Origin of the sequence: Sphingopyxis sp. BE259, from assembly GCF_031457495.1 — a bacterium.
Taxonomy (GTDB): Bacteria; Pseudomonadota; Alphaproteobacteria; order Sphingomonadales; family Sphingomonadaceae; genus Sphingopyxis.
Map to the genome: position 1 here is coordinate 3293997 of NZ_JAVDWM010000001.1, position 19165 is coordinate 3313161.

Sequence of the window (19165 nt, forward strand, 5' to 3'; positions counted from 1 at the left end):
CGGTCATCAATAAACCCGCGCCTTCGGTTTGATATACTCCACATCATCCGACAGTGTATATTCGTGAACCGGGCGGTAATCGAGGCGGACGCCGCCGCCCTTGCCGCCCCAGCCGTCGAACCACGCCACGGTGTGCTTCATCCACTTGGCGTCGTCGCGGTTCGGGAAATCCTCGTGCGCGTGGGCGCCGCGGCTTTCCTTGCGGTTGAACGCCGAATGCATCGTCACCGTCGCCTGGCTGATCAGGTTGTCGAGCTCCAGCGTTTCGACCAGATCGGTATTCCAGATCAGGCTGCGGTCGGTGATGCCGATGTCGTTCATCCGCTGATAGGTCTTGGTCAGCTTTTCCTTGCCCTCGGCCATCAGTTCATCGGTGCGGAACACCGCAGCGTGGGCCGACATGGCGCGCTGCATCTCCAGCCGGATTTCGGCGGTCGGCGAGCCACCCTTGGCATGGCGGAAATGGTCGAGACGGCCAAGCGCGAGGTCGGCGCTGCCCGCTGGCAGCGGCTGCTGCGCCGCGCCCGGTTTGATGATGTCGCGCAACCGATGCCCGGTGGCGCGGCCGAACACGACCAGATCGATCAGGCTGTTCGACCCCAAACGGTTCGCACCATGCACCGACACGCAGGCGGCTTCACCGACCGCAAACAGGCCGGGAACGACGGTATCAGGGCCATCCTTGCCGAGCGTGACGACCTCGCCATGATAGTTACACGGAATGCCGCCCATATTATAATGGACCGTCGGCACCACCGGCAGCGGTTGCCGCGTCAGGTCGACGCCCGCGAACACCTTGCCGCTTTCGGTGATGCCGGGCAGCCGCTCGGCGAGCACCGCGGGATCGATATGATCGAGGTGCAGGAAAATATGGTCCTTGTGCGGGCCGACGCCGCGGCCTTCACGGATTTCGAGCGCCATCGAGCGTGACACGACATCGCGCGACGCCAGATCCTTGGCCGACGGGGCATAGCGTTCCATGAACCGCTCGCCCTCGGAGTTGGTGAGATACCCGCCCTCGCCGCGCGCGCCTTCGGTGATCAGGACGCCTGCGCCATAGATGCCGGTCGGATGGAACTGGACGAACTCCATGTCCTGCAAAGGCAGCCCGGCGCGCAGCACCATGCCGCCGCCGTCGCCGGTGCAGGTGTGCGCCGAGGTCGCAGTGAAGTAGCTGCGGCCATACCCGCCGGTGGCCAGCACGACAGCCTGCGAACGGAAGCGGTGAATGCTGCCGTCGTCCATGCACAGCGCAATGACGCCGCGGCACACCTTGCCGTCGGGGCCGTCTTCCATGATCAGATCGAGCGCGAAATATTCGACAAAGAAGTCGGCGTCATACTTAAGCGACTGCTGGTACAGCGCGTGGAGCATCGCGTGGCCGGTGCGGTCCGCGGCGGCGGCGGTGCGCTGGACCGGCGGGCCTTCGCCCATATTCTGCATATGGCCACCGAACGGGCGCTGATAGATCGTGCCGTCGGCGTTGCGCGAAAAGGGCACCCCGGCATGTTCGAGCTCATACACCGCCTGCGGCGCTTCGCGGACCATATATTCGATCGCGTCCTGGTCGCCGAGCCAGTCGGAGCCCTTGACGGTGTCGTACATATGCCATTGCCAATGGTCGGGCGAATTGTTGCCGAGCGATGCGGCGATGCCGCCCTGCGCCGCAACGGTGTGGCTGCGGGTCGGGAATACCTTGGTGATGCACGCGGTCTTCAGCCCCGCTTCAGCCGAGCCCATCGTGGCGCGCAAGCCCGAGCCGCCGGCGCCGACGACGACGGTGTCATAGATATGGTCGATGATCTTGTAAGCGTCGGTCATGTCACATGCCCCCCGGGCCGGCCACGACGGGTGCCAGCGCAATCCGGACGATCGTGAAGATCCCGTAGGCGGCGCCGCCGATGGCGTAGAAATTGAGCAGAACGGTCGCGAGCAGCAGCATCGGCCCGTGAACATAATCCTCGAGCAGCACGGTCAGGCCCAGCCGCAGATGCCAGAAGACGCTGACCACCATCAGGATCAGCGCCAGCGCGACCATCGGGTTCGCCGCCCATCGCAGCACTGCGGCATGATCGCCGAGCGGCAGACGGATCAGCGACACGACGAAAAAGCCGACGAGCAGGATGTTGCCGAGCGCGGTCAGCCGCTGTTGCAGCCAGTGCTGCGAGCCATGACCCGACGAGCCAAGACCACGGACTTTGCCGAGATGCGTGCCGTCGCCCATCAGAGTGCCTCCGCCATGATATAAAGCCACGTCGCGGCGGTCGCGAACACGCCCGCGGCGATCACGACGGTCGACCACAGCTTGTTCGATTTCAGCTCATAGCCCGCGCCGGTGTCGAGCACGAAGTGACGCAGCCCCGAGAACAGATGCTGGAAAAACGCCCAGGTCAGCCCGACGAGGACGATCTTGCCCAGGATGTTGGTGACCTGATGGAACAGGGTGATTTCGGGGCTGGGATCGTGCCACACACAGGCAACGAACGCCGCATAAGCCTCTGGTCCACCCGCGATGGCGCCAAGCCACCACAGGAACAGGCCGACCCCGGCAATCGCCAATCCATCCCCGCTGGCGCGGTGAAGGATCGATACCGCCATCGCGGGACCCCATTTATATACCTGCAAATGCGGCGCGCGCGGGCGCGTATTTGGTTCGTTGCCAGCCATATCAGCCCCGTTTCAAGACTCTCATCGGTCGATGGCCGCCGGTTTAGCGCCCCAGCCGCGATATGCAATTGCTTAGGGACAGAAGCCTGAAGACGGCCTGTCACGCTTTCGGCCCCTCATCGCGTGCGGATTTGCCCGGCGATCACCCCTATTTCTGTAAAATTGCCAAAAACCTTGACTTTTTGGCAATTTTATCTCACTTCAGGCTGGCTAACGTCGCCTGCGACGGAAATTTGATGCCGACAGGCTGATACTTCCCTTCACGCGCTACCAGCTCCAAAGGCGCTTTTGCCCGAGGATCATCTGTTTTCGTGAAAGGAAACACCCCATGCCCATCGGCACCGTAAAATTCTTCAACACCGACAAAGGCTATGGCTTCATCGCCAACGAGGATGGCTCGGGCGACAGCTTCGTCCACATCACCGCCGTTGAGCGCGCCGGTATGTCGACGCTGAACAAGGAACAGCGCGTTTCGTACGAGCTGGAAACCGACCAGCGCGGCAAGACCTCGGCTGTCAATCTTCAGCCTGCCTGAATGATTTCCGGTCCGGCGTCCTTTGGGCGCCGGGCCGGACCATCGCGGCGGTCAACCCGCCGCGATCAGCACCGTCAGTCGCTCTTTTCGACGACGATATGCGGCCACTGCGCCGCCAGCCGATCGGCCCAGCGCTCATACGGCCACGGAATCACTTCCGCATCAAACCAGAACAGCCGGTCCCCGGCGCGGTCGTAGAGATGCACCGCGTCATCGCTGTCATCCTGCCGGACGATCCGCAATTTGCCGATCTGCGAAGGATGAATGCGCCCTTCGTCACCGCCGCTGCTGCCGATCCGCCCCTGCCACCATACCAGGTCGCCCGTCACCGGATCGATCAAACTGCCGCGGTTCGGATTGGCCAGCATGTTGAGCCCGGCGCCGAACGCGATCAGCGCCCCGAACCCCTGCGCCAGCGGTACCAGCCACGGCGCACATTCGCGGCCATCGGCGCTGCAATTGTCGGCCGGGTCGATCACCGATCCCGCCCACAGAAACACCAGCCCTGTCGCCAGCAGCAACCACATCCGCACATCGGTCCGCGCACTGCGCCGATAGGATGGGATGTCTGCGCCGGTCATCGCGCGATTGTATGCGAACGACGTCAACAGGTCGCTAACGCCCCGCCGCGGCCCATCGCGCACGCACTGCAACATTTTATTGGCGTTTGCGCGTATAAGGGGGACGGACACCCCGTTTGCGCGAATCGGCGCGGGCGCGGCGATGGAATTTGATGGACGCATGAAGCCCGAACTGAACCTGACCGCCCGTTCGACGTGGCGCGACCCGGCGCCGGAGAAACCGGCGGGGCCGGGCCGCGCGTTTTGGGCGGCAATCATTGCGGTCATGGTGGTGGCCTGCCTTGCCTTCTTGCTATCGAGCGGACAGCTGCGCGCGCCCGCGGTGTTCGGCCCGTACAGCGTTTCGGTGCCGCTCGATTTTCGCGCCTACGACCCGGCGCGCTGGGCGATCATGAACGCCGGGGATTATGAAGACGCGCTGAAGATCGACCCCACGCTGCCCGATCCGGCGAGCGTCGGTTATGGCGATGCCGCGGCACTGCCCCCGACCGACCCGGCGCTGCTGCGCGACGAAGCCTTTGTCGGTCCGCCCGCCAAGCCCTATGTTTTTCGCGGGGTCACCGCGCTCGACCGCGAACGCGCGCATTATTGCCTGACCTCGGCGATCTATTACGAAGCGGCGTCGGAAACCGACGACGGGATGCGCGGCGTCGCGCAGACGGTGATCAACCGCGTCCGCCACCCCAGCTTTCCCAACACCGTGTGCGGCGTCGTGTTCCAGGGGTCGCAGCGCGCCGGGGTTTGCCAGTTCACCTTCAGCTGCGACGGCGCAATGGCGCGCAGCCCCAGCAAGCCCAACTGGCTGCGCGCCAGCCGCGTCGCGTCGGCGGCGCTGGGCGGCTATGTATTCCCTAGGGTCGGGCTTGCGACCCATTATCACACCCAGGCGATCTGGCCGCGCTGGGGCAAGAGCCTGGTAATGACCAACATCGTCGGCGCGCATATCTTCCACCGCTGGCGCGGCCGCTGGGGAATGCCCGATGCCTTCCGCGCTCCGTACCTCGGCCGCGAACCGGTGCCCGGCCCCTATCTGCCGCTAGCCCAACAACTCGCGATCCTGAAGGGTCAGGGCATCGCCCCCGGCGCCGGCCCCGCACCGCTGCTTGCGGGTCCGGGCGTGCCCCTGCCCGATGTCGCCGCCGCGCCGTTGCCGGGGACAATGGCGCCCGCTGCGCCGGTCATCGCGCCGCCCGTCGCCGCGCCGGCCCCCACCCCGACCTATACCGACCCGCGGCTCAACCAGTCGGGCCAGATCCGCGAAGAATTCCGCGGCAGCGGAGAGTGGAAACGTTGACGCAATCAGCCTAGTCTTCCTGCCACAGGATGAGGAGGCGACTATGGGGCATGTCAAAGGCATCGGCGGACTGTTTTTCCGGGCGCGCGACCCCGACGCCCTGAACGCCTGGTACAAGGACCGGCTGGGCATCGGCGCCGGATGCAACGCCGACGAGAGCGGCCCGATCGACGAATGGACATGGGCTGTCGCCGCCGGGCCGCTGGTGTTCGCGCCGTTCAAGGCGGACACCGATTATTTCCCCGCCGACCGCCAATATATGATCAACCTGCGCGTCGATGACCTCGACGCGGTGTTGGCCCCGTTTCACGCCGCGGGTGACGACGTCATCACCAAGGACGAATGGAACGATCCGGCGATCGGCCGCTTTGCCCGCGTCCATGACCCGGAGGGCAATCCGATCGAACTGTGGGAACCGCCCCAACCATAATGGCCATCATTGCGAGCGCAGCGAAGCAATCCAGAGTGGCGTAAACCGCCCTGGATTGCTTCGCTGCGCTCGCAATGATGCGTGTTGTTACCGCCCCTGGCTGCGCCAGCGCTTGACCACGCGCTCCAGAATCTCCGCCTCGCCGCCGGTCTCGCGCCACAGTTTCGAGAACAGCGGATCGCTCGATGCCGGCCGCTTGTCTTCCTCCAGCGTGTCGAGATAGACGCGGATCGGGATCGACACGCCTTCGCCGCAGACGATGCATTCGCGGTTGCGCAGCGCCGGGATCGAATCGATGAACCCGCGCGCGCCTTCGGGCATGGCGGCTTTAACGAAATGCTGGTCGCGCTCGTTGTTGAGGCGCATCGAAATGATCGTGCCGCACTGCGACAGCACGCCTTCGGCCAGATCGGACGGACGCTGGGTGATCAGGCCCAGCGACACGCCATATTTGCGGCCTTCTTTGGCGATCCGCTCCAGGATCTTGCGGACCGCTTGCCCGCTGCCGACGTCCTTTGACGGGATGTAACGATGGGCCTCTTCGCAGACGAGCAGGATCGGACGTTGCGGTTCGCCGCGCGACCAGATCGCATAGTCGAAGGTCAGGCGCGACAGCACCGCGACGACGACCCCGGTAATGTCCGACGGCACCCCCGACACGTCGATGATCGAGATCGGACGGCCGTCGGACGGCAGGCGGAAAATCTTGCCGAGGAAACCCGCCATCGTGTCGGCGACCAACATGCCCGAGAACATGAAATTATAGCGCGGATCGGCGCGCATTTCCTCGATCTTGCCCTTGATCCGCATGAACGGCGCCGACGAGGTCGCCTTGTCGAGCTTGCCCATCTCGTTGGTCAGGATGCTCAGCAGGTCGGACAGCAGATAGGGAATCGGCGAATCGACCGTAATCTTGGTCATCCCCTCGGCCAGCCGGTTCTTGGTCCGCGCCTGAAGCAGGCAGCGCGACAACACGTCGCAGTCGGCCTGGCGGTCGCGGCCTTGCGCGGTGACGAACACTTCGCAATGTTCTTCGAAGTTCATCAGCCAATAGGGCATGGCAAGGTTATCGACGTCGAACAGCGCCCCGATGCCCTTGAACGCCGCCGAATATTCGCCGTGCGGGTCGATCATCACGATATGACCCTGTGGCGCGAGTTCGCAGATCTTGTGCAGGATCAGCGCCGCGCTGGTCGACTTGCCCGTACCCGTCGATCCCAGCAGCGCAAAATGCTTGCCCAACATCGCGTCGACATACAGCGAGCCGCGAATATCCTTGGTCGGATAGACGGTGCCGATTTCGACATGCGCGCGTTCGTCGGCGGCGTAAATCTGTTTGAGGTCGGCGCTGGTCGCTGCGAACACCTGGCTGCCCGGGATCGGATAGCGGGTGACGCCGCGGCGGAAATTCGAAATGCGGCCGGTGATCTTTTCCTCTTCGCCTTCGCCCAGGAAGTCGATGGTCGCGACGATCAGCCCCTCGCCGCGTTCGTGCAATTGCTGATCGCGGATGCTGGCGATCAGCCAGATATTGCCGACGCGAACCTTGACCTGCGCGCCGACCTGGCCCGCCATCGCCACCGCGGCATCGCTGGACGCCGACAATTTCCCGATCGTTACGGCGTCGAGCAGGATGCGTGAGGCCGAGCCCGAAATATCGATCACTTCGCCGATCATCAGATCGTCGCGATGATGATTGATCACCGGCGCCACCGCCGCAGCCGCGCCGCCACCGGCGAGCCGCACATGCTGTGCCGCGGTCGAGTCTCCAGCGGGAAATCCGCCACCCTGCATGTCCATCAAAACGCCCCGCCTTCATTGGTCCCGATGGCGGTATCGCAGGTCAGGGTAAATATTGGCTAAAGGCAGTTCACCGGCGGCGGAATATCGCCGACGCGGCATAGCCGAGCAGCAGCGACAGGACCACCGCGGTAAGACCATAAAGAAAGCCGTGACGCTCTGCCGCCAGCGCGACGAAGCGTTCGAATCCAGCCTTGCGGATCTGGACGTCGCGCGAGGCGACCGCGATCACGCGGCCGCGGCTGATCAGAAAGGTTTCGGCGCGATAGGTGCCGACCGGCACCCGCGCCGGCACCGGAATGCGCGCCCGATAGAGCACCCCCTCGGTGATCTCGACCGCCGCCGGATTTTCATAGAACAGCCCGAGACGGCGATAGAGGTCGGTCAGCCCGGCTTCGAAGCGTTCGAGCTTGCTCGCCTCCGAAAAGCTCGACGGCGACATCGACAGGTTAGCGAGCCCCAGTTCAAAGATCGCTGCGGTGCGTTCGTCGACCAGCTTGTCGATCGGGCGCGACGATCCGATCGCATAGAAACCGGGCGAGGTTCGCAGCCGGATGCTGCTGGCGTTGACCCAGATGCCGGCGACGCGCCGCTTTTCGCGCAGCACGATCGGCCGCATCGGCCCCTTCAACACGACGACGATGTCGGCGCGGTCGTCGGGCAGGCGCTGGCCGGGATAGAGGATCGCGCCGAACAGCAGCAATTCCTCGCCGGTAAAGCTATACTGGATGTCGATCGCCCGGCTCGACACATCGGGAACCAGCCGCGGATCGGCGGCCTGCGTCGCCACCGGCGCGAACAGCAGCGCGGCGATCATCAATGGCAAGGCGCGCAGTCGGCTCATTGCACCGAATAAATTTCGTCGGGTCGGATGAACAGCCCGACCGCCATCTGCAACGCCACCAGCAGGACGATCGCCGCGAGCGCCAACCGCAGATATTCGGGCCGCGCCTTTTGGGCGAAGCGTGCCCCGAACTGCGCCCCGACCACGCTGCCGAGCAGCAGCAGCCCGGCGAGCACGATGTCGACCGCGCCCGTCGTCAGCGCATGAACCATCGTCGTCGCGATCGTCACGAACAGGATCTGGAACAGTGAGGTGCCGACGACGACCTGCGTCCCCATGCCGAGCAGATACAGCATCGCGGGCACCATGATGAACCCGCCGCCAACCCCGAGCAGCATCGTCAGCACCCCGCCGACCATCCCGAGCAACAGCGGCGCGAGCGGGGAGATGTAGAGCCCCGAACGATAGAAGCGCCAGCGCAGCGGCAGGTTGGCCACCATCGGATGGTGACGCCGCTTGCGCGCCGGGGCGGGCAGCCCGGCTTGTGCAGCGCGAAAGCTACCCCACGCCTCGCGCCCCATGAACGTCCCGACGGTGCCGAGCAGCGCGACATACAGGACCGAAATCACCGTATCGATTTGCCCCCAGGCGGTGAGCAGTTCGAACAATCCGGCGCCGATCAGCGACCCGAGCAGACCGCCGGCGACCAGCACCGCCCCCATTCGCAGGTCGACCCCGTCGCGTTCGAGATGCGCCATTACCCCCGATACGCTCGCCCCAGTGACCTGCGTCGCCGCCGACGCCGCCGCCACGGTCGGCGGAATGCCGTAAAAGATCAGCAAGGGCGTGGTCAGAAACCCGCCGCCAACCCCGAACATGCCCGACAGAAAGCCCACCCCGCCGCCGAGCAGCACGATGACCAACGCATTGACCGACAAATTGGCAACGGGAAGATAAAGGTCCATGGCCCCGAATATGCTTCAGCGGCACCAGAACAGCGCCGATTCCATAGACCCTAGACGATTTTTTCGGAGCGGGGAATCGGGTGGGCCGCTATTTTTGCGGCCGCTTAAAAGTCGGTGGCCAGGGTCAGCGCGACGCCACTTTCGGGTTGTGCATCGCCCGCAACCCGCTGGCGCCAGTCGAGCGCGATCCGGCTGCCCGCGCCGATGTCGGGCAGCCGCAGGGTGAGCCGAGGGCCAACATCGACGCGCGCCGCCCCAGGCTGCACCGCCCCCGCCGCCAGCGCGCCGAGCCGCAATGGCGACGTCGCATCGGGCCCAATCCGGCGGTCGATCACGATCGCGCCGTCGGCAAAGCCATCGCGCCGCCGCGCCCCAACGACGCCCGCCTGACCATAAGCCTCCAGCCGGAAACCATGCGCGAGGGCGACGTCCGATACGCCGCCACTGACCATCGCGGTGAGCGCAGTGCGCCCCGCTTTCCCGATCGCGACCCGCTGTTCGACCGCAACATCGATCGGCCAATGCTCCAGCGGCGCAAAGGCGAGGCCGAACGCCAACTCGCGCTGGTCTGGGCGCCGCACCGCGATCGTCGCCCGGCCATAGGCGCGCATGCGGCCAGTGCTGCCGAACCCGTGGCTGAGCCGCAGCCCGGCCTGGCTGCCGCCCAGCTGGCTCGCTGCGGCAATGCCATCGGGCGCGTCCGGCGCGCCATCGCGCAGGTAGAGCCAGCCGGCAAGCGACCAGCCCGACAATTGCCGCCGCATCCAGAACGGCTTGCCCTGCCCCGGATCAGAGCGGGCGGCGACCGGAAGCGGAAACCATGCCGGCCCGCCCGATGCCATCGCCGATCGCGCCGCGCCGCCCGGTGATGGCGGCAACAGCCGGGCCATCAGTGCGAGGCGCAAGCTGTGGCGGTCGCCGCCGACGCCCGAAACCAGAGGCTGCCCGCTAGCGCCCGTCATCGGTATCGAACCGCTTGCCACCGGCACCGCCGCAAAACCGGCGCCCGGCGCCTGCATCGCGGGCAGCGATCGGGTGTCTGGGGCCGCCGCGATGCGATCGTCGTGATCGGCGATTGCCCCGGTTGCGGCGAAGGGAGACGGCGCCGACCAAGGCGTCCGAACGGCATCTGCCGACGCGGACCCCGCCGGGCTCCAATGGGCCAGCACCCGCACCACGGTCCAGCCGCCAACACACAGCAGCAGGAACCGCAGCGCCGGCGCATCGCGGCGCGCGTCCAACCGCCGCGCCATCATCGCCGCGCCGCCGCGATCATGGCCGGATCGCCGGCCATATCGGACGCCCAATGCTCGGTCTTGTCCCAGATTACCTGCCCCGACCGCAGCATCCGCCAATAGAGAATGATCGCTCGCCGCGCCGCGAGCATGGCGATGATGTTCGCCACAAACGCCCGCGGCACGGCGCGCGCACCCTCGCGCCAGCCGTACCAGCATGTGGTGAAATAGATGCGCATCCCCAGCCGCCAGAGCAACAGTACCGCGTTCATCGCAAGCAGCCAGCGCATCCCATCCCCAAGCGTGGCCGGATGCCATCCCAGCAACGCCTGCCCGGCCCAACCGATCGCCGTGACAAGCAGCCCGGCATAAGCTGCGAGCAGGATGATCGCTGCCAGCGGGGCGCGGCGATCGCGCCACAACATCCACCGCGCCAGCCAAAGCTGACCCGCCGGAACGCCGACCATCTCGCGCCGTGACCCGGGCCACCCAAGATGGTCCCAACCGGCCAGTGCAATCCCGGCGATCCACCGTGCTTTCTGTTTCACCGCGGCATCGACCGCGCCGGGAAATACGCCGCGCGACACGATCGAGTCGCCACTCCGCGACGCGGTCTCGACAAAGCGGGCGCCCAGGCCATAGGCGCCGATTACCATGCCGACCTCGTAATCTTCGGTCAGGCTGTCACAGCGAAACGGATTGCCGCCGCGGTCGATCGCCAGCAGCGCCAACACGCTGCGCGTCAAGGCGCAGCCGACCCCCGCCGACGGCATGGGCAAGCCGAGGCGCGAACGCACCACCAGTTCCTTGCCATGCGCCTCGGCAAACTCGTCGCCATAATGACCGCCGATCCAGCGCGACCCGCTCCGGACCACCGGCGCGACCGGAATCTGCACCATTGCGTGATCGCACAGATACCGGCGATAGAGGGCAAGTTCGCCGGGATGCACATGATCTTCGGCATCGTGGAGGACGACCGCGGCAAAGCGCACACCCTCCGCCCGCTCATCCTCGCCCAGCGCCGCCCAGAGCCGATTGAGATTGTCGCCCTTGGTCGTCGGTCCGGCGGCAGCGCTGATAACCAGCCTCAGTCGCCGGTCGCGCACGATCAGCGGCGATATGGCAAACAGCGTCGCGGCGTCGTTGGGATAGCAGCCGACATACAGCCGGAAATCCTCATCCTCCCAGGCGGCGAGGGTCCGCTCGATCATCGCGGGCAGCACCCGCGCCTCGTCCCACGCCGGAACGAAGATCGCCAGCGTTCCGGCCAGCGGCGGCAGATCGCCGGGATCAAGGCAGTGTTCGCGGGGTTTTTCGGGACGCGTCCCCAGCCAAAATGCATCGAAAAACAGATCGTCGAGTCCGATCAGCAGAATACCCACCGATGCAAACAGCATCAGTTCGTGGCCAGCCCCAAGCACCAGCCATTCCAGCCATGCGGTCGACAGCTCCACCCACCAGCCCTGTACCACCGTGGCAGCGCGCCACCCACGTCGCCATTGCTATCGCGCGGCAGGGATTTGTAAAGCCGCGCTCATGCGGTTAGGGAAGCCGCGACGCCCCGCCAGACCATGGAGACAATCAGCGCATGAGCATGGGTAATCCGCCTCGTTCGGTTTTGCGGGACTTTCTCGCGAGCGAGAGCGCGGGCGGGATGCTGCTCATTTTCGCCGCCATTTTGGCAATGATTGTCGCCAATTCGTCGCTCGGCACCGTCTATCATGATGCTGTCCACGCGGTGACGGGTCCGGTGCTGACCGACAAGCTCGGCCCGATGACGGTTCATCTGTGGATCAATGACGGACTGATGGCGGTCTTTTTTCTGCTCGTCGGGCTCGAAATCAAGCGCGAGTTCGTCGACGGACGGCTCGCGAGCTGGGACCGGCGACGGTTGCCGTTCATTGCGGCGGCGGCGGGGATGGCCGTGCCCGCGGCGCTCTATTTGCTGTTTGCGGGGTCGACACCGGGCCTGGCCCAAGGCTGGGCGATTCCGGCCGCCACCGACATCGCCTTTGCGATGGGCGTGCTGGCCTTGCTCGGCCGCCGCGCGCCGACGTCGCTCAAGCTGTTTCTCGTCACCGTTGCGATCGTCGACGACATGGGCGCGGTCGCGATCATCGCGCTGTTCTACACCGCCAAGATCAACTTGCTCGCGCTCGCCGCGGCGGCGGCGATCCTTGGCGCAATGTTTGCGATGGGCCGGTTCGGCATCAAAAGCCTGCCGCTCTACCTGCTTGCCTTTGTCTTTCTCTGGTATGCCATGCTGCTCTCTGGCGTTCACGCCACGATCGCCGGGGTTCTGGCGGCGATGGCAATCCCGTTCGAGCGCACCCCGGGCGCACCCGACAGCCAGACCTCGCCGCTCCACCGGCTCGAACATGGCCTCCATCCCTGGGTCGCCTTTGCGATCGTGCCGCTGTTCGGCTTTGCCAACGCCGGGGTCGATATGAGCGGCTTGACCGCCGAACAGCTGTTCGCGCCGTTACCGCTCGGTATCGCGGCGGGACTGTTCCTGGGCAAGCAGCTGGGTATTTTCGGCAGCGTCTGGCTGGCGGTCAAGCTGGGCATCGCGGGTAAGCTGCGCGGCGCGACCTGGCTGCAAATCTATGGCGTCGCGATGCTGTGCGGCATCGGCTTCACGATGAGCCTGTTCATCGGGGGCCTGGCTTTTCCCGGCGAGCCCCTGTTGATCGAAGAAGCCAAGATCGGCATCCTGATGGGGTCGCTTGCCGCGGCGCTGGTCGGGTTTGCGGTTCTGCGCTTCGCGCCGCTCCATCCTGAACATAATGCGGTTGAGCGCGAAACCGACGCCGAGATCGCCGCTGACGGCGATGTCGACGACACGTCCGAAGATCAGGAACCGGCAACCGCATGATGTCCAAATCGATCCTGGTGGCACTGGCCACCACCGTCATCCTGTCGGGTTGCGCGGCGCGCCAAGCCGCCCGCGCTCCGGGCGAAGCCGATGTCGCGGCAATCGACGTGCGCCGCACCCCGGCCGCGGCGCAGGCGCTAAACGATATTGCCGCGACCTATTTGCGGCTGACGCTCGAGATCGGCACCCACGAGGACGGCTATATCGATGCCTATTATGGCCCGCCCGAGCTGAAAACGGCGGCCGAGGCGGCGCCGCGCGACAAGCCGACATTGCTCGCCGCGACCCGCGACCTGACCGCCACGCTGACCGCCGTCGCCCGCCGCCTGTCCGACCCGCTCGACCGCCGCCGCGCCGCCTTTCTGCGCGCCCAATTGCGCGCCGCCGAAACGCGGCTGCTGATGATGCAGGGCACCCGCTTTGCCTTTGCCGACGAAGCCGAGCGGCTGTTCGGGGTCCGCCCGCAATTAAAGCCGCTCGCCAGCTACGACCAGTATCTGGCCGCGGTCGAGGCGCTCGTCCCCGGCGACGGCCAGCTTGCGGCGCGGGTCGAGGCCTATCTCGATGGCTTCACCATCCCAAAGGACCGGCTGCAAAAGGTTTTCGACGTCGCCATCGCGCGCTGCCGCGGCCGCAGCCTGGCGCATATTCCAATGCCGGGCGGCGAGAGCTTCCGGCTGGAGTTCGTCACCGGCAAAAGCTGGAGCGGCTATAATTATTACCAAGGCGCCTATCACAGCCTGATCCAGGTCAACACCGACCTGCCGATCCGCCTGTCGCGCGCGCTCGATCTGGGCTGTCACGAGGGTTATCCGGGGCACCATCTGCTCAATATGAAGCTCGAGGAAAAGCTGGTGAAGGAACGCGGCTGGAGTGAATTCAGCGTCTATCCGCTCTACAGCCCGCAAAGCCTGATCGCCGAGGGGACGGCGAATTACGGCATCGATCTGGCGTTCCCCGAAGCCAGCAAGGCCGAAACCGAGCGCGACATCCTGATGCCGCTCGCCGAAATCGCCGTGCCGACGGACGATCGCTACTGGCAGCTTCTGAAAGCGACCAACGCGCTGTCCGGCGCACGGTTGACGATCGCGCAGCAATATCTCGACGGCATCATCGACCGCCCGGCCGCGGTCGCGCTGACCCAGAAATATCTGCTCGTGTCGGAAAAGCGCGCCGAACAATCGGTCAGCTTCACCGACCAGTATCGCAGCTATGTGATCAACTACGGCCTCGGCGAAGCCATGGTCCGCGCGCATGTCGAGCGCGGCAAGCCCAGCCGCGACGAAATGTGGCGCCGCATGGCAAAGCTGATCAGCGAACCGACACTACCATCGGACCTGCTCGCCCGATGACGCGCACCGCGCCCCTGTTATGGCTCGGCCAGTCGGGATCGCCGCGCCGCCCTCCGGCGGGGGTGTATCCGCGGGGTTGAGGAACGCACTCAAGCCCCTCCCCTTCAGGGGAGGGGCAGCGAGACTTGGCAGCTTGCTGCCTAGTCGCAGCGGGGTGGGTCCATCGGCCTCGCGTAAGGTCGATGGCCCCCACCCCAACCCTCTCCTGAAGGGGAGGGGCTAAGCAATGCTCAAGGGACACCCCCATGCTCGACAAAACCGACATCCACGCCCGCCTCGAAGCCCCGGTCCTCAAGGACTATGGCGTTTATCTCGCCGTCGACCGCCTGCTCGCCTGCCAGAAACCGCTCGCCAACCTGGTCACCCCCGACGAACTGCAATTCCAGATCGTCCATCAGGTCGAGGAATTGTGGATGAAGCTCGCCGCGTTCACGCTGGCCGAAATCGACGGTCACCTGCGCGATGGCCGGATCATGCGCGCGATCACCCTGTTCGGCCGCGTCCATATGCTGCTGCGGATGATGACCGACCAGCTGGCGCTGATCGAAACGATGAGCCCCTATGACTATCAGGCGATCCGGCTCCAGCTCGGCAACGGGTCGGGGCAGGAAAGCCCCGGGTTCCAGATGCTCCTCACCCTGCCCGCCGGTCTATGGGACACCTATCGCTCGCTCTATCTTGAGCCTGCCCAAAATGCGTCAGGCGTCCGCACGCTCACCGACATCTACGACACCGGCTATGCCCATGACGAAGCCTATATGGTGGCCGAGGCGCTGATCGAATTCGACGAGCTATTCCAGAAATTCCGCGCCCACCACATCTACCTCGTCCACCGCTCGATCGGCATGGGATCGAAAGCGATCAGCGGCCGCGCCGTCGATCTGCTCGACGCCGGCGCCCGCCACCGCTTCTTCCCCGAACTCTGGGCCATCCGCGCCCAGATGACCGATCGCTGGGGCGCCGAATATGGCGTCAAACGCGACAGCATCCGGCATGGTGACGCGGGGCATGGTAGCGGGGTTTAGGGCGTGATGACCGGCATCCGCCATCACCCTGCCGGGCGGAAAAACAGGATCGTCAGCCCGATCGAATTGCTGATCCCGTGCGAGATGATCAGCGGCCACAGGTTCCGGCGGAAGAGCAGAAACAGCAGGCTCGACACCAAGGCGATGATCCCCGTCGCGACCCAACCGGCGAAACCCTGGTAGTAATAATGCTGCTGCCCAAAGAGCAACGCCTGTCCGATTCCGGCGAGCAGGGCGGCCAGCCGCAATCCAAAGAAGAGCGATTCGAGGCGCGAAAACAGCACCCCGCGAAATAGGATTTCTTCGGTGAAACCACCGATGATCCACGCGAGCGCCAACCAGAGCGCAAATTGCAGCGGATTTCCGGGAACGCCACTGAACCGGTTCTGATGGCGCGCATCAAGGTCACGGGTGACCGCGTCGGGGACCCCGATCCATGCCTCTGCGGCCACGCGTGCAAACTCGCCGGCCACGATCGTGACGATCAGCGCCAGGAGCGTGAAGCCGAGCAATCGCCACCAGCTTTTCGGACGCGACAGCCCGATAACGGGCCATGCAATCCCGCGTACGCGCAGCCGCCACAGCGCGACTGCCAGCGTCAGCAGCAGCGAAACCGGCCCCGCAAACGCCCACAGCGGTCCGATTTGCAACAGCCATTCCTTCGACGCGACCAGCACGCCGACGATCAGCACAAGATCAAGCGCGGCACCGCGCGGTCGCATCTCCAATTCGGCCATTGCATCCCCCTCGCGAACCCCGGTTCGTCGCCCGATGTTCGGAGCCAGGGGCAAATGGGTTACAGCGGCTTGTGGCGATGTCGGCGACGCGCCCTAAATATCGACGACAATCTTCCCGAAATGGGCATTCGCGGCCTGATGCCGGAAGGCATCGGCGAGGCGGTCGAGGGGGAAATGGTCGCTGATGATCGGGCGAATTCCGTTCGTCTCGATCCCGGCGATCATGTCGAGCTGTTGCCGGCGGCTGCCCACCGTCAGACCCTGCACGCGCAGGTTTTTTGCCATCAGCAGGCCGGTCTGCACCGGTCCGGCGAAGCCTGTGAGGACGCCGATCAGCGCGACATGGCCGCCGACGCGCGTCGCCATCATCGACTGGTCGAGCGTGCCTGCACCGCCGATTTCGACCACCGTATCCACGCCGCGCCCGCCGGTCAGTTCGAGCGCCTTGGCGCCCCATGCGGGAACCTCCTTATAATTGATCAGCTCATCGGCGCCGAGTGCTTTCAGCCGTTCGAGCTTGGCGTCGGACGAGCTGGTCGCGATCACCCGCGCACCCGCGGCCTTGGCGAATTGCAGCGCGAACACCGACACCCCGCCGCTGCCCTGCACCAGCACCGTCGACCCGGGCTGCGTCGCGCCGTCGACGAACAAGGCGCGCCACGCGGTCAGCCCGGCGCAGGTCAGCGTCGCGGCCTCGGCGGCGCTATACCCCTGCGGGACGCGCGTGAACCAATGTTGCGGCGTCACCACCACTTCGCGCGCATAGCCGTCGATCCCGTCGCCCGGTACGCCGCGGAACGCGGTCGCGGGCGGCGCGCCATCGATCCAGTCGGGGAAGAAGATCGATACGACGGTGTCGCCGACTTTGAACTGCGTGACCCCCTCGCCCACCGTCTCGACGGTCCCGGCGCCGTCCGACATCGGGATGCGTCCCTCGGCGGCGGGGATCATCCCCATCACCACGGCATAGTCGTGGAAGTTGAGCGACGAGGCGGCCAGCCGAACGCGGATCTCGCCCGGCCCCGGATCGCCCGGGTCGGCGAGGTCGATCAGCGTCAGATTATCGAGCGAGGCGGGCGCGCGAAGCTGGACCGCTCGCATCATTCCGCCGCCATCGCCATTTCGACGCGCTGCGGACCGCGGATCACGCCGCCGGGGGTCGGCCCCTGCATTGTGCCCTCGCGGAAGGTGACTTCGCCCGACTTGATCGTCGCGACATAGCCGTCGGCTTTTTGCAGCAGGCGCTTGCCGCCCGCGGGCAGATCGAACGCCAGCCAAGGTTTGCCGAGCTTGATCGCATCCATATCGATGACGTTCAAATCGGCGAGATAGCCCGGCGCCAGCACGCCGCGATCCTCGAGCCCATAGAGCAAAGCGGTATCGCGGCACTGGCGCTTGACTGCATGTTCGAGCGCGATGCGCTTGCCTGCGCGGTCGCGGACCCAATGCTGGAGCATGAAGGTCGGCGACGCCGCGTCGCAGATCGTCCCGCAATGCGCGCCGCCGTCGGACAGGCTGTTCACCGTGTCGTCCGACGCCTGCAAATCCTCCAGGAAATTCAGGTTCCCGTCGCGGTAGTTGAGGATCGGGAAATAGATGAAGCCCTTGCCATCGTCCTTCATCAACAGGTCATAGGCATATTCGGCTGGCGACACGCCCGCCGCCGCGGCGCGCCCGGCGATGCTTTCGTCCATCTTTGGTTCGTAGTTGAAGTCGGGGTCCATTTCGAAATGGACCGGCCAGCCCTCGGCGACGATTTTCAGGAAATCGATGATGTCGCTGTCGGGCCAGACATTGTCCTCTCCGATCATCCGCGCCTTGAACGCGGGGTCTTTCAGCTTCGCGAGCTGCGCCTCCCACGGCAGGTCGATGATCTCGTTCCATGCGGGTTTGAAGCGGAACGGATGCACCGTCCCCTGCCACGCCATGATGATGCCGTTGCCGCGCAGCGCGATCTGCGCGACGATGTTCGCACCGGTCGCATTCTGGCGCCGCATTTCGTCGATCTGTTCCTCGAGCGGCAGTTCCTTGGCGATCGATTGCAGCGCCGCGAAGGTCACCGGCAGGCCGGTTTCTCGCGACAGGTCGCCCATCCACTGAAACTCGTTCCACTCGCGCTTCAGATCGCTCGCCATTTCGAACACGCCGTAACCGACCCGCCCCATCGCGCGGCCGATCGCGATCAGCTCCTCGGCGGTCGCGGTGGTGCCGGGGACGAGTTCACCGTCGATCGATTTGTGCAGCACGGTGCGGCTGGTCGAGAAACCAAGCGCACCCGCGCGCACGCCTTCCTCTACGATCCGCGACATCTCCGCGATGTCCGCCTCGGTGGGGATCGCGCCGGGTTTTTCGCGGTCGCCAAGCACATAGGCACGCACTGCGCCGTGCGGAACGTGGCACGCCACATCGACGGTGCGCGGCAGTTTTTCGAGCGCGTCCATATATTCGGGGAAGGTTTCCCAGTCCCACGACACACCCTCGGCCAGCGCAGTGCCGGGGATATCCTCGACGCCTTCCATCAGCGAGATCAGCCAGTCGTGGCGGTCGGGTTTGGCGGGGGCGAAGCCGACGCCGCAATTGCCCATGACGACGGTGGTGACGCCGTGCCAGCTCGACGGCGCCATTTCGGCATCCCACGTCGCCTGCCCGTCATAATGGGTGTGGACGTCGACAAAGCCGGGGGTGACGATCTTGCCGCTGGCGTCGATTTCTTCGCGCCCCACGCCCAGATTTTCGCCGACCGCGACGATGCGGTCGCCATCGACCGCGACATCGGCGGCGAAGGGCGCACCGCCCGTCCCATCGACGACGGTGCCGCCGCGTATCACCAGATCAAACATTCCGACTCTCCCGAACTTTTTAGTTTCACGAAGAAACCTATCATC

General features: G+C 65.3%; 18 protein-coding genes. 6 read left to right on the forward strand and 12 right to left on the reverse strand.

Annotated elements, in window-relative coordinates; genetic code table 11:
* Positions 1–6: 6 nt before the first annotated feature.
* Genes sdhA through sdhC form a run of 3 tightly spaced genes read right to left on the reverse strand, consistent with a single transcriptional unit; the run spans position 7 to position 2667 of the window.
* Entirely contained in the window at positions 7–1821 is a 1815-nt protein-coding gene (gene sdhA, locus J2X44_RS15865) for a succinate dehydrogenase flavoprotein subunit (protein WP_310086144.1), read from the reverse strand.
* Between the two features lies 1 nt (position 1822).
* Positions 1823–2224 carry a succinate dehydrogenase, hydrophobic membrane anchor protein gene (gene sdhD, locus J2X44_RS15870; protein WP_310086147.1) on the reverse strand — a complete coding sequence of 134 codons (402 nt, stop codon included), beginning with the start codon at positions 2222–2224 and terminating at the stop codon, positions 1823–1825.
* Entirely contained in the window at positions 2224–2667 is a 444-nt protein-coding gene (gene sdhC / locus J2X44_RS15875) for a succinate dehydrogenase, cytochrome b556 subunit (protein WP_310086151.1), read from the reverse strand. Before sdhC ends, sdhD begins: the two co-directional genes overlap by 1 nt.
* A 328-nt stretch (positions 2668–2995) precedes the next feature.
* Between sdhC and J2X44_RS15880 the strand changes: the two genes are divergently transcribed.
* On the forward strand, positions 2996–3202 hold the full coding sequence (locus tag J2X44_RS15880) for a cold-shock protein (protein ID WP_120217235.1): 207 nt from the start codon (positions 2996–2998) through the stop codon (positions 3200–3202).
* Positions 3203–3276: 74 nt separating this feature from the next.
* Here J2X44_RS15880 and J2X44_RS15885 read toward each other — a convergent pair whose 3' ends face one another.
* Positions 3277–3783, reverse strand: coding sequence for a hypothetical protein (locus J2X44_RS15885; RefSeq protein WP_310086156.1), 507 nt, complete (start codon positions 3781–3783; stop codon positions 3277–3279).
* A 142-nt stretch (positions 3784–3925) separates the two neighbouring features.
* Between J2X44_RS15885 and J2X44_RS15890 the strand changes: the two genes are divergently transcribed.
* Positions 3926–5077, forward strand: a complete 1152-nt coding sequence (locus tag J2X44_RS15890) for a cell wall hydrolase (RefSeq protein WP_310249341.1) — start codon at positions 3926–3928, stop codon at positions 5075–5077.
* Between the two features lie 43 nt (positions 5078–5120).
* Entirely contained in the window at positions 5121–5507 is a 387-nt protein-coding gene (locus J2X44_RS15895; protein ID WP_310086163.1) for a VOC family protein, read from the forward strand.
* Positions 5508–5594: 87 nt separating this feature from the next.
* Here J2X44_RS15895 and J2X44_RS15900 read toward each other — a convergent pair whose 3' ends face one another.
* From J2X44_RS15900 to J2X44_RS15920, 5 genes are all read right to left on the reverse strand, one after another.
* Positions 5595–7307, reverse strand: a complete 1713-nt coding sequence (locus J2X44_RS15900) for an ATP-binding protein (RefSeq protein WP_405053378.1) — start codon at positions 7305–7307, stop codon at positions 5595–5597.
* A 70-nt stretch (positions 7308–7377) separates the two neighbouring features.
* Positions 7378–8151: a TIGR02186 family protein gene (locus J2X44_RS15905; protein ID WP_310086165.1), complete on the reverse strand. Its 774-nt coding sequence runs from the start codon at positions 8149–8151 to the stop codon at positions 7378–7380.
* The gene (locus J2X44_RS15910; protein WP_310086168.1) at positions 8148–9056 is read right to left on the reverse strand and encodes a sulfite exporter TauE/SafE family protein; all 909 of its coding nucleotides are present in this window, start codon (positions 9054–9056) and stop codon (positions 8148–8150) included. The genes J2X44_RS15905 and J2X44_RS15910 overlap by 4 nt, the downstream gene beginning before the upstream one ends.
* Positions 9057–9160: 104 nt before the next feature.
* Positions 9161–10309, reverse strand: coding sequence for a hypothetical protein (locus J2X44_RS15915; RefSeq protein WP_310086171.1), 1149 nt, complete (start codon positions 10307–10309; stop codon positions 9161–9163).
* A complete protein-coding gene (locus J2X44_RS15920) occupies positions 10309–11745 on the reverse strand; it encodes a glycosyl transferase family protein (protein WP_310086173.1) in 1437 nt (478 codons plus the stop codon). Before J2X44_RS15920 ends, J2X44_RS15915 begins: the two co-directional genes overlap by 1 nt.
* Positions 11746–11885: 140 nt before the next feature.
* On the opposite strand from J2X44_RS15920, the gene nhaA reads away from it, so the two are divergent.
* From nhaA to J2X44_RS15935, 3 genes are all read left to right on the forward strand, one after another.
* Positions 11886–13166, forward strand: a complete 1281-nt coding sequence (gene nhaA, locus J2X44_RS15925) for a Na+/H+ antiporter NhaA (protein WP_310087091.1) — start codon at positions 11886–11888, stop codon at positions 13164–13166.
* Entirely contained in the window at positions 13163–14518 is a 1356-nt protein-coding gene (locus J2X44_RS15930) for a hypothetical protein (RefSeq protein ID WP_310086176.1), read from the forward strand. Before nhaA ends, J2X44_RS15930 begins: the two co-directional genes overlap by 4 nt.
* Before the next feature lie 245 nt (positions 14519–14763).
* Positions 14764–15543, forward strand: coding sequence for a tryptophan 2,3-dioxygenase family protein (locus J2X44_RS15935; protein WP_310086179.1), 780 nt, complete (start codon positions 14764–14766; stop codon positions 15541–15543).
* Positions 15544–15566: 23 nt separating this feature from the next.
* Here the strand turns inward: J2X44_RS15935 and J2X44_RS15940 are convergent, their stop codons facing one another.
* The 3 genes from J2X44_RS15940 to J2X44_RS15950 all read right to left on the reverse strand — a co-directional run bounded on the left by J2X44_RS15940 (position 15567) and on the right by J2X44_RS15950 (position 19120).
* Positions 15567–16280 carry a type II CAAX prenyl endopeptidase Rce1 family protein gene (locus J2X44_RS15940; protein ID WP_310086181.1) on the reverse strand — a complete coding sequence of 238 codons (714 nt, stop codon included), beginning with the start codon at positions 16278–16280 and terminating at the stop codon, positions 15567–15569.
* A 93-nt stretch (positions 16281–16373) separates the two neighbouring features.
* Complete coding sequence (locus tag J2X44_RS15945) at positions 16374–17381, reverse strand: NAD(P)-dependent alcohol dehydrogenase (RefSeq protein WP_310087093.1); 1008 nt, start codon at positions 17379–17381, stop codon at positions 16374–16376.
* On the reverse strand, positions 17381–19120 hold the full coding sequence (locus J2X44_RS15950; protein WP_310086185.1) for a D-aminoacylase: 1740 nt from the start codon (positions 19118–19120) through the stop codon (positions 17381–17383). Before J2X44_RS15950 ends, J2X44_RS15945 begins: the two co-directional genes overlap by 1 nt.
* Positions 19121–19165: the final 45 nt, after the last annotated feature.

Bases quoted from the DNA above. Each gene is read 5' to 3' on its own strand.
- sdhA (WP_310086144.1), bottom strand. From the start codon at position 1,821: ATGACCGACGCTTACAAGATCATCGACCATATCTATGACACCGTCGTC.
- sdhD (WP_310086147.1), bottom strand. From the start codon at position 2,224: ATGGGCGACGGCACGCATCTCGGCAAAGTCCGTGGTCTTGGCTCGTCG.
- sdhC (WP_310086151.1), bottom strand. From the start codon at position 2,667: ATGGCTGGCAACGAACCAAATACGCGCCCGCGCGCGCCGCATTTGCAG.
- J2X44_RS15880 (WP_120217235.1), top strand. From the start codon at position 2,996: ATGCCCATCGGCACCGTAAAATTCTTCAACACCGACAAAGGCTATGGC.
- J2X44_RS15885 (WP_310086156.1), bottom strand. From the start codon at position 3,783: ATGACCGGCGCAGACATCCCATCCTATCGGCGCAGTGCGCGGACCGAT.
- J2X44_RS15890 (WP_310249341.1), top strand. From the start codon at position 3,926: ATGGAATTTGATGGACGCATGAAGCCCGAACTGAACCTGACCGCCCGT.
- J2X44_RS15895 (WP_310086163.1), top strand. From the start codon at position 5,121: ATGGGGCATGTCAAAGGCATCGGCGGACTGTTTTTCCGGGCGCGCGAC.
- J2X44_RS15900 (WP_405053378.1), bottom strand. From the start codon at position 7,307: ATGGACATGCAGGGTGGCGGATTTCCCGCTGGAGACTCGACCGCGGCA.
- J2X44_RS15905 (WP_310086165.1), bottom strand. From the start codon at position 8,151: ATGAGCCGACTGCGCGCCTTGCCATTGATGATCGCCGCGCTGCTGTTC.
- J2X44_RS15910 (WP_310086168.1), bottom strand. From the start codon at position 9,056: ATGGACCTTTATCTTCCCGTTGCCAATTTGTCGGTCAATGCGTTGGTC.
- J2X44_RS15915 (WP_310086171.1), bottom strand. From the start codon at position 10,309: ATGGCGCGGCGGTTGGACGCGCGCCGCGATGCGCCGGCGCTGCGGTTC.
- nhaA (WP_310087091.1), top strand. From the start codon at position 11,886: ATGGGTAATCCGCCTCGTTCGGTTTTGCGGGACTTTCTCGCGAGCGAG.
- J2X44_RS15930 (WP_310086176.1), top strand. From the start codon at position 13,163: ATGATGTCCAAATCGATCCTGGTGGCACTGGCCACCACCGTCATCCTG.
- J2X44_RS15935 (WP_310086179.1), top strand. From the start codon at position 14,764: ATGCTCGACAAAACCGACATCCACGCCCGCCTCGAAGCCCCGGTCCTC.
- J2X44_RS15940 (WP_310086181.1), bottom strand. From the start codon at position 16,280: ATGGCCGAATTGGAGATGCGACCGCGCGGTGCCGCGCTTGATCTTGTG.
- J2X44_RS15945 (WP_310087093.1), bottom strand. From the start codon at position 17,381: ATGCGAGCGGTCCAGCTTCGCGCGCCCGCCTCGCTCGATAATCTGACG.
- J2X44_RS15950 (WP_310086185.1), bottom strand. From the start codon at position 19,120: ATGTTTGATCTGGTGATACGCGGCGGCACCGTCGTCGATGGGACGGGC.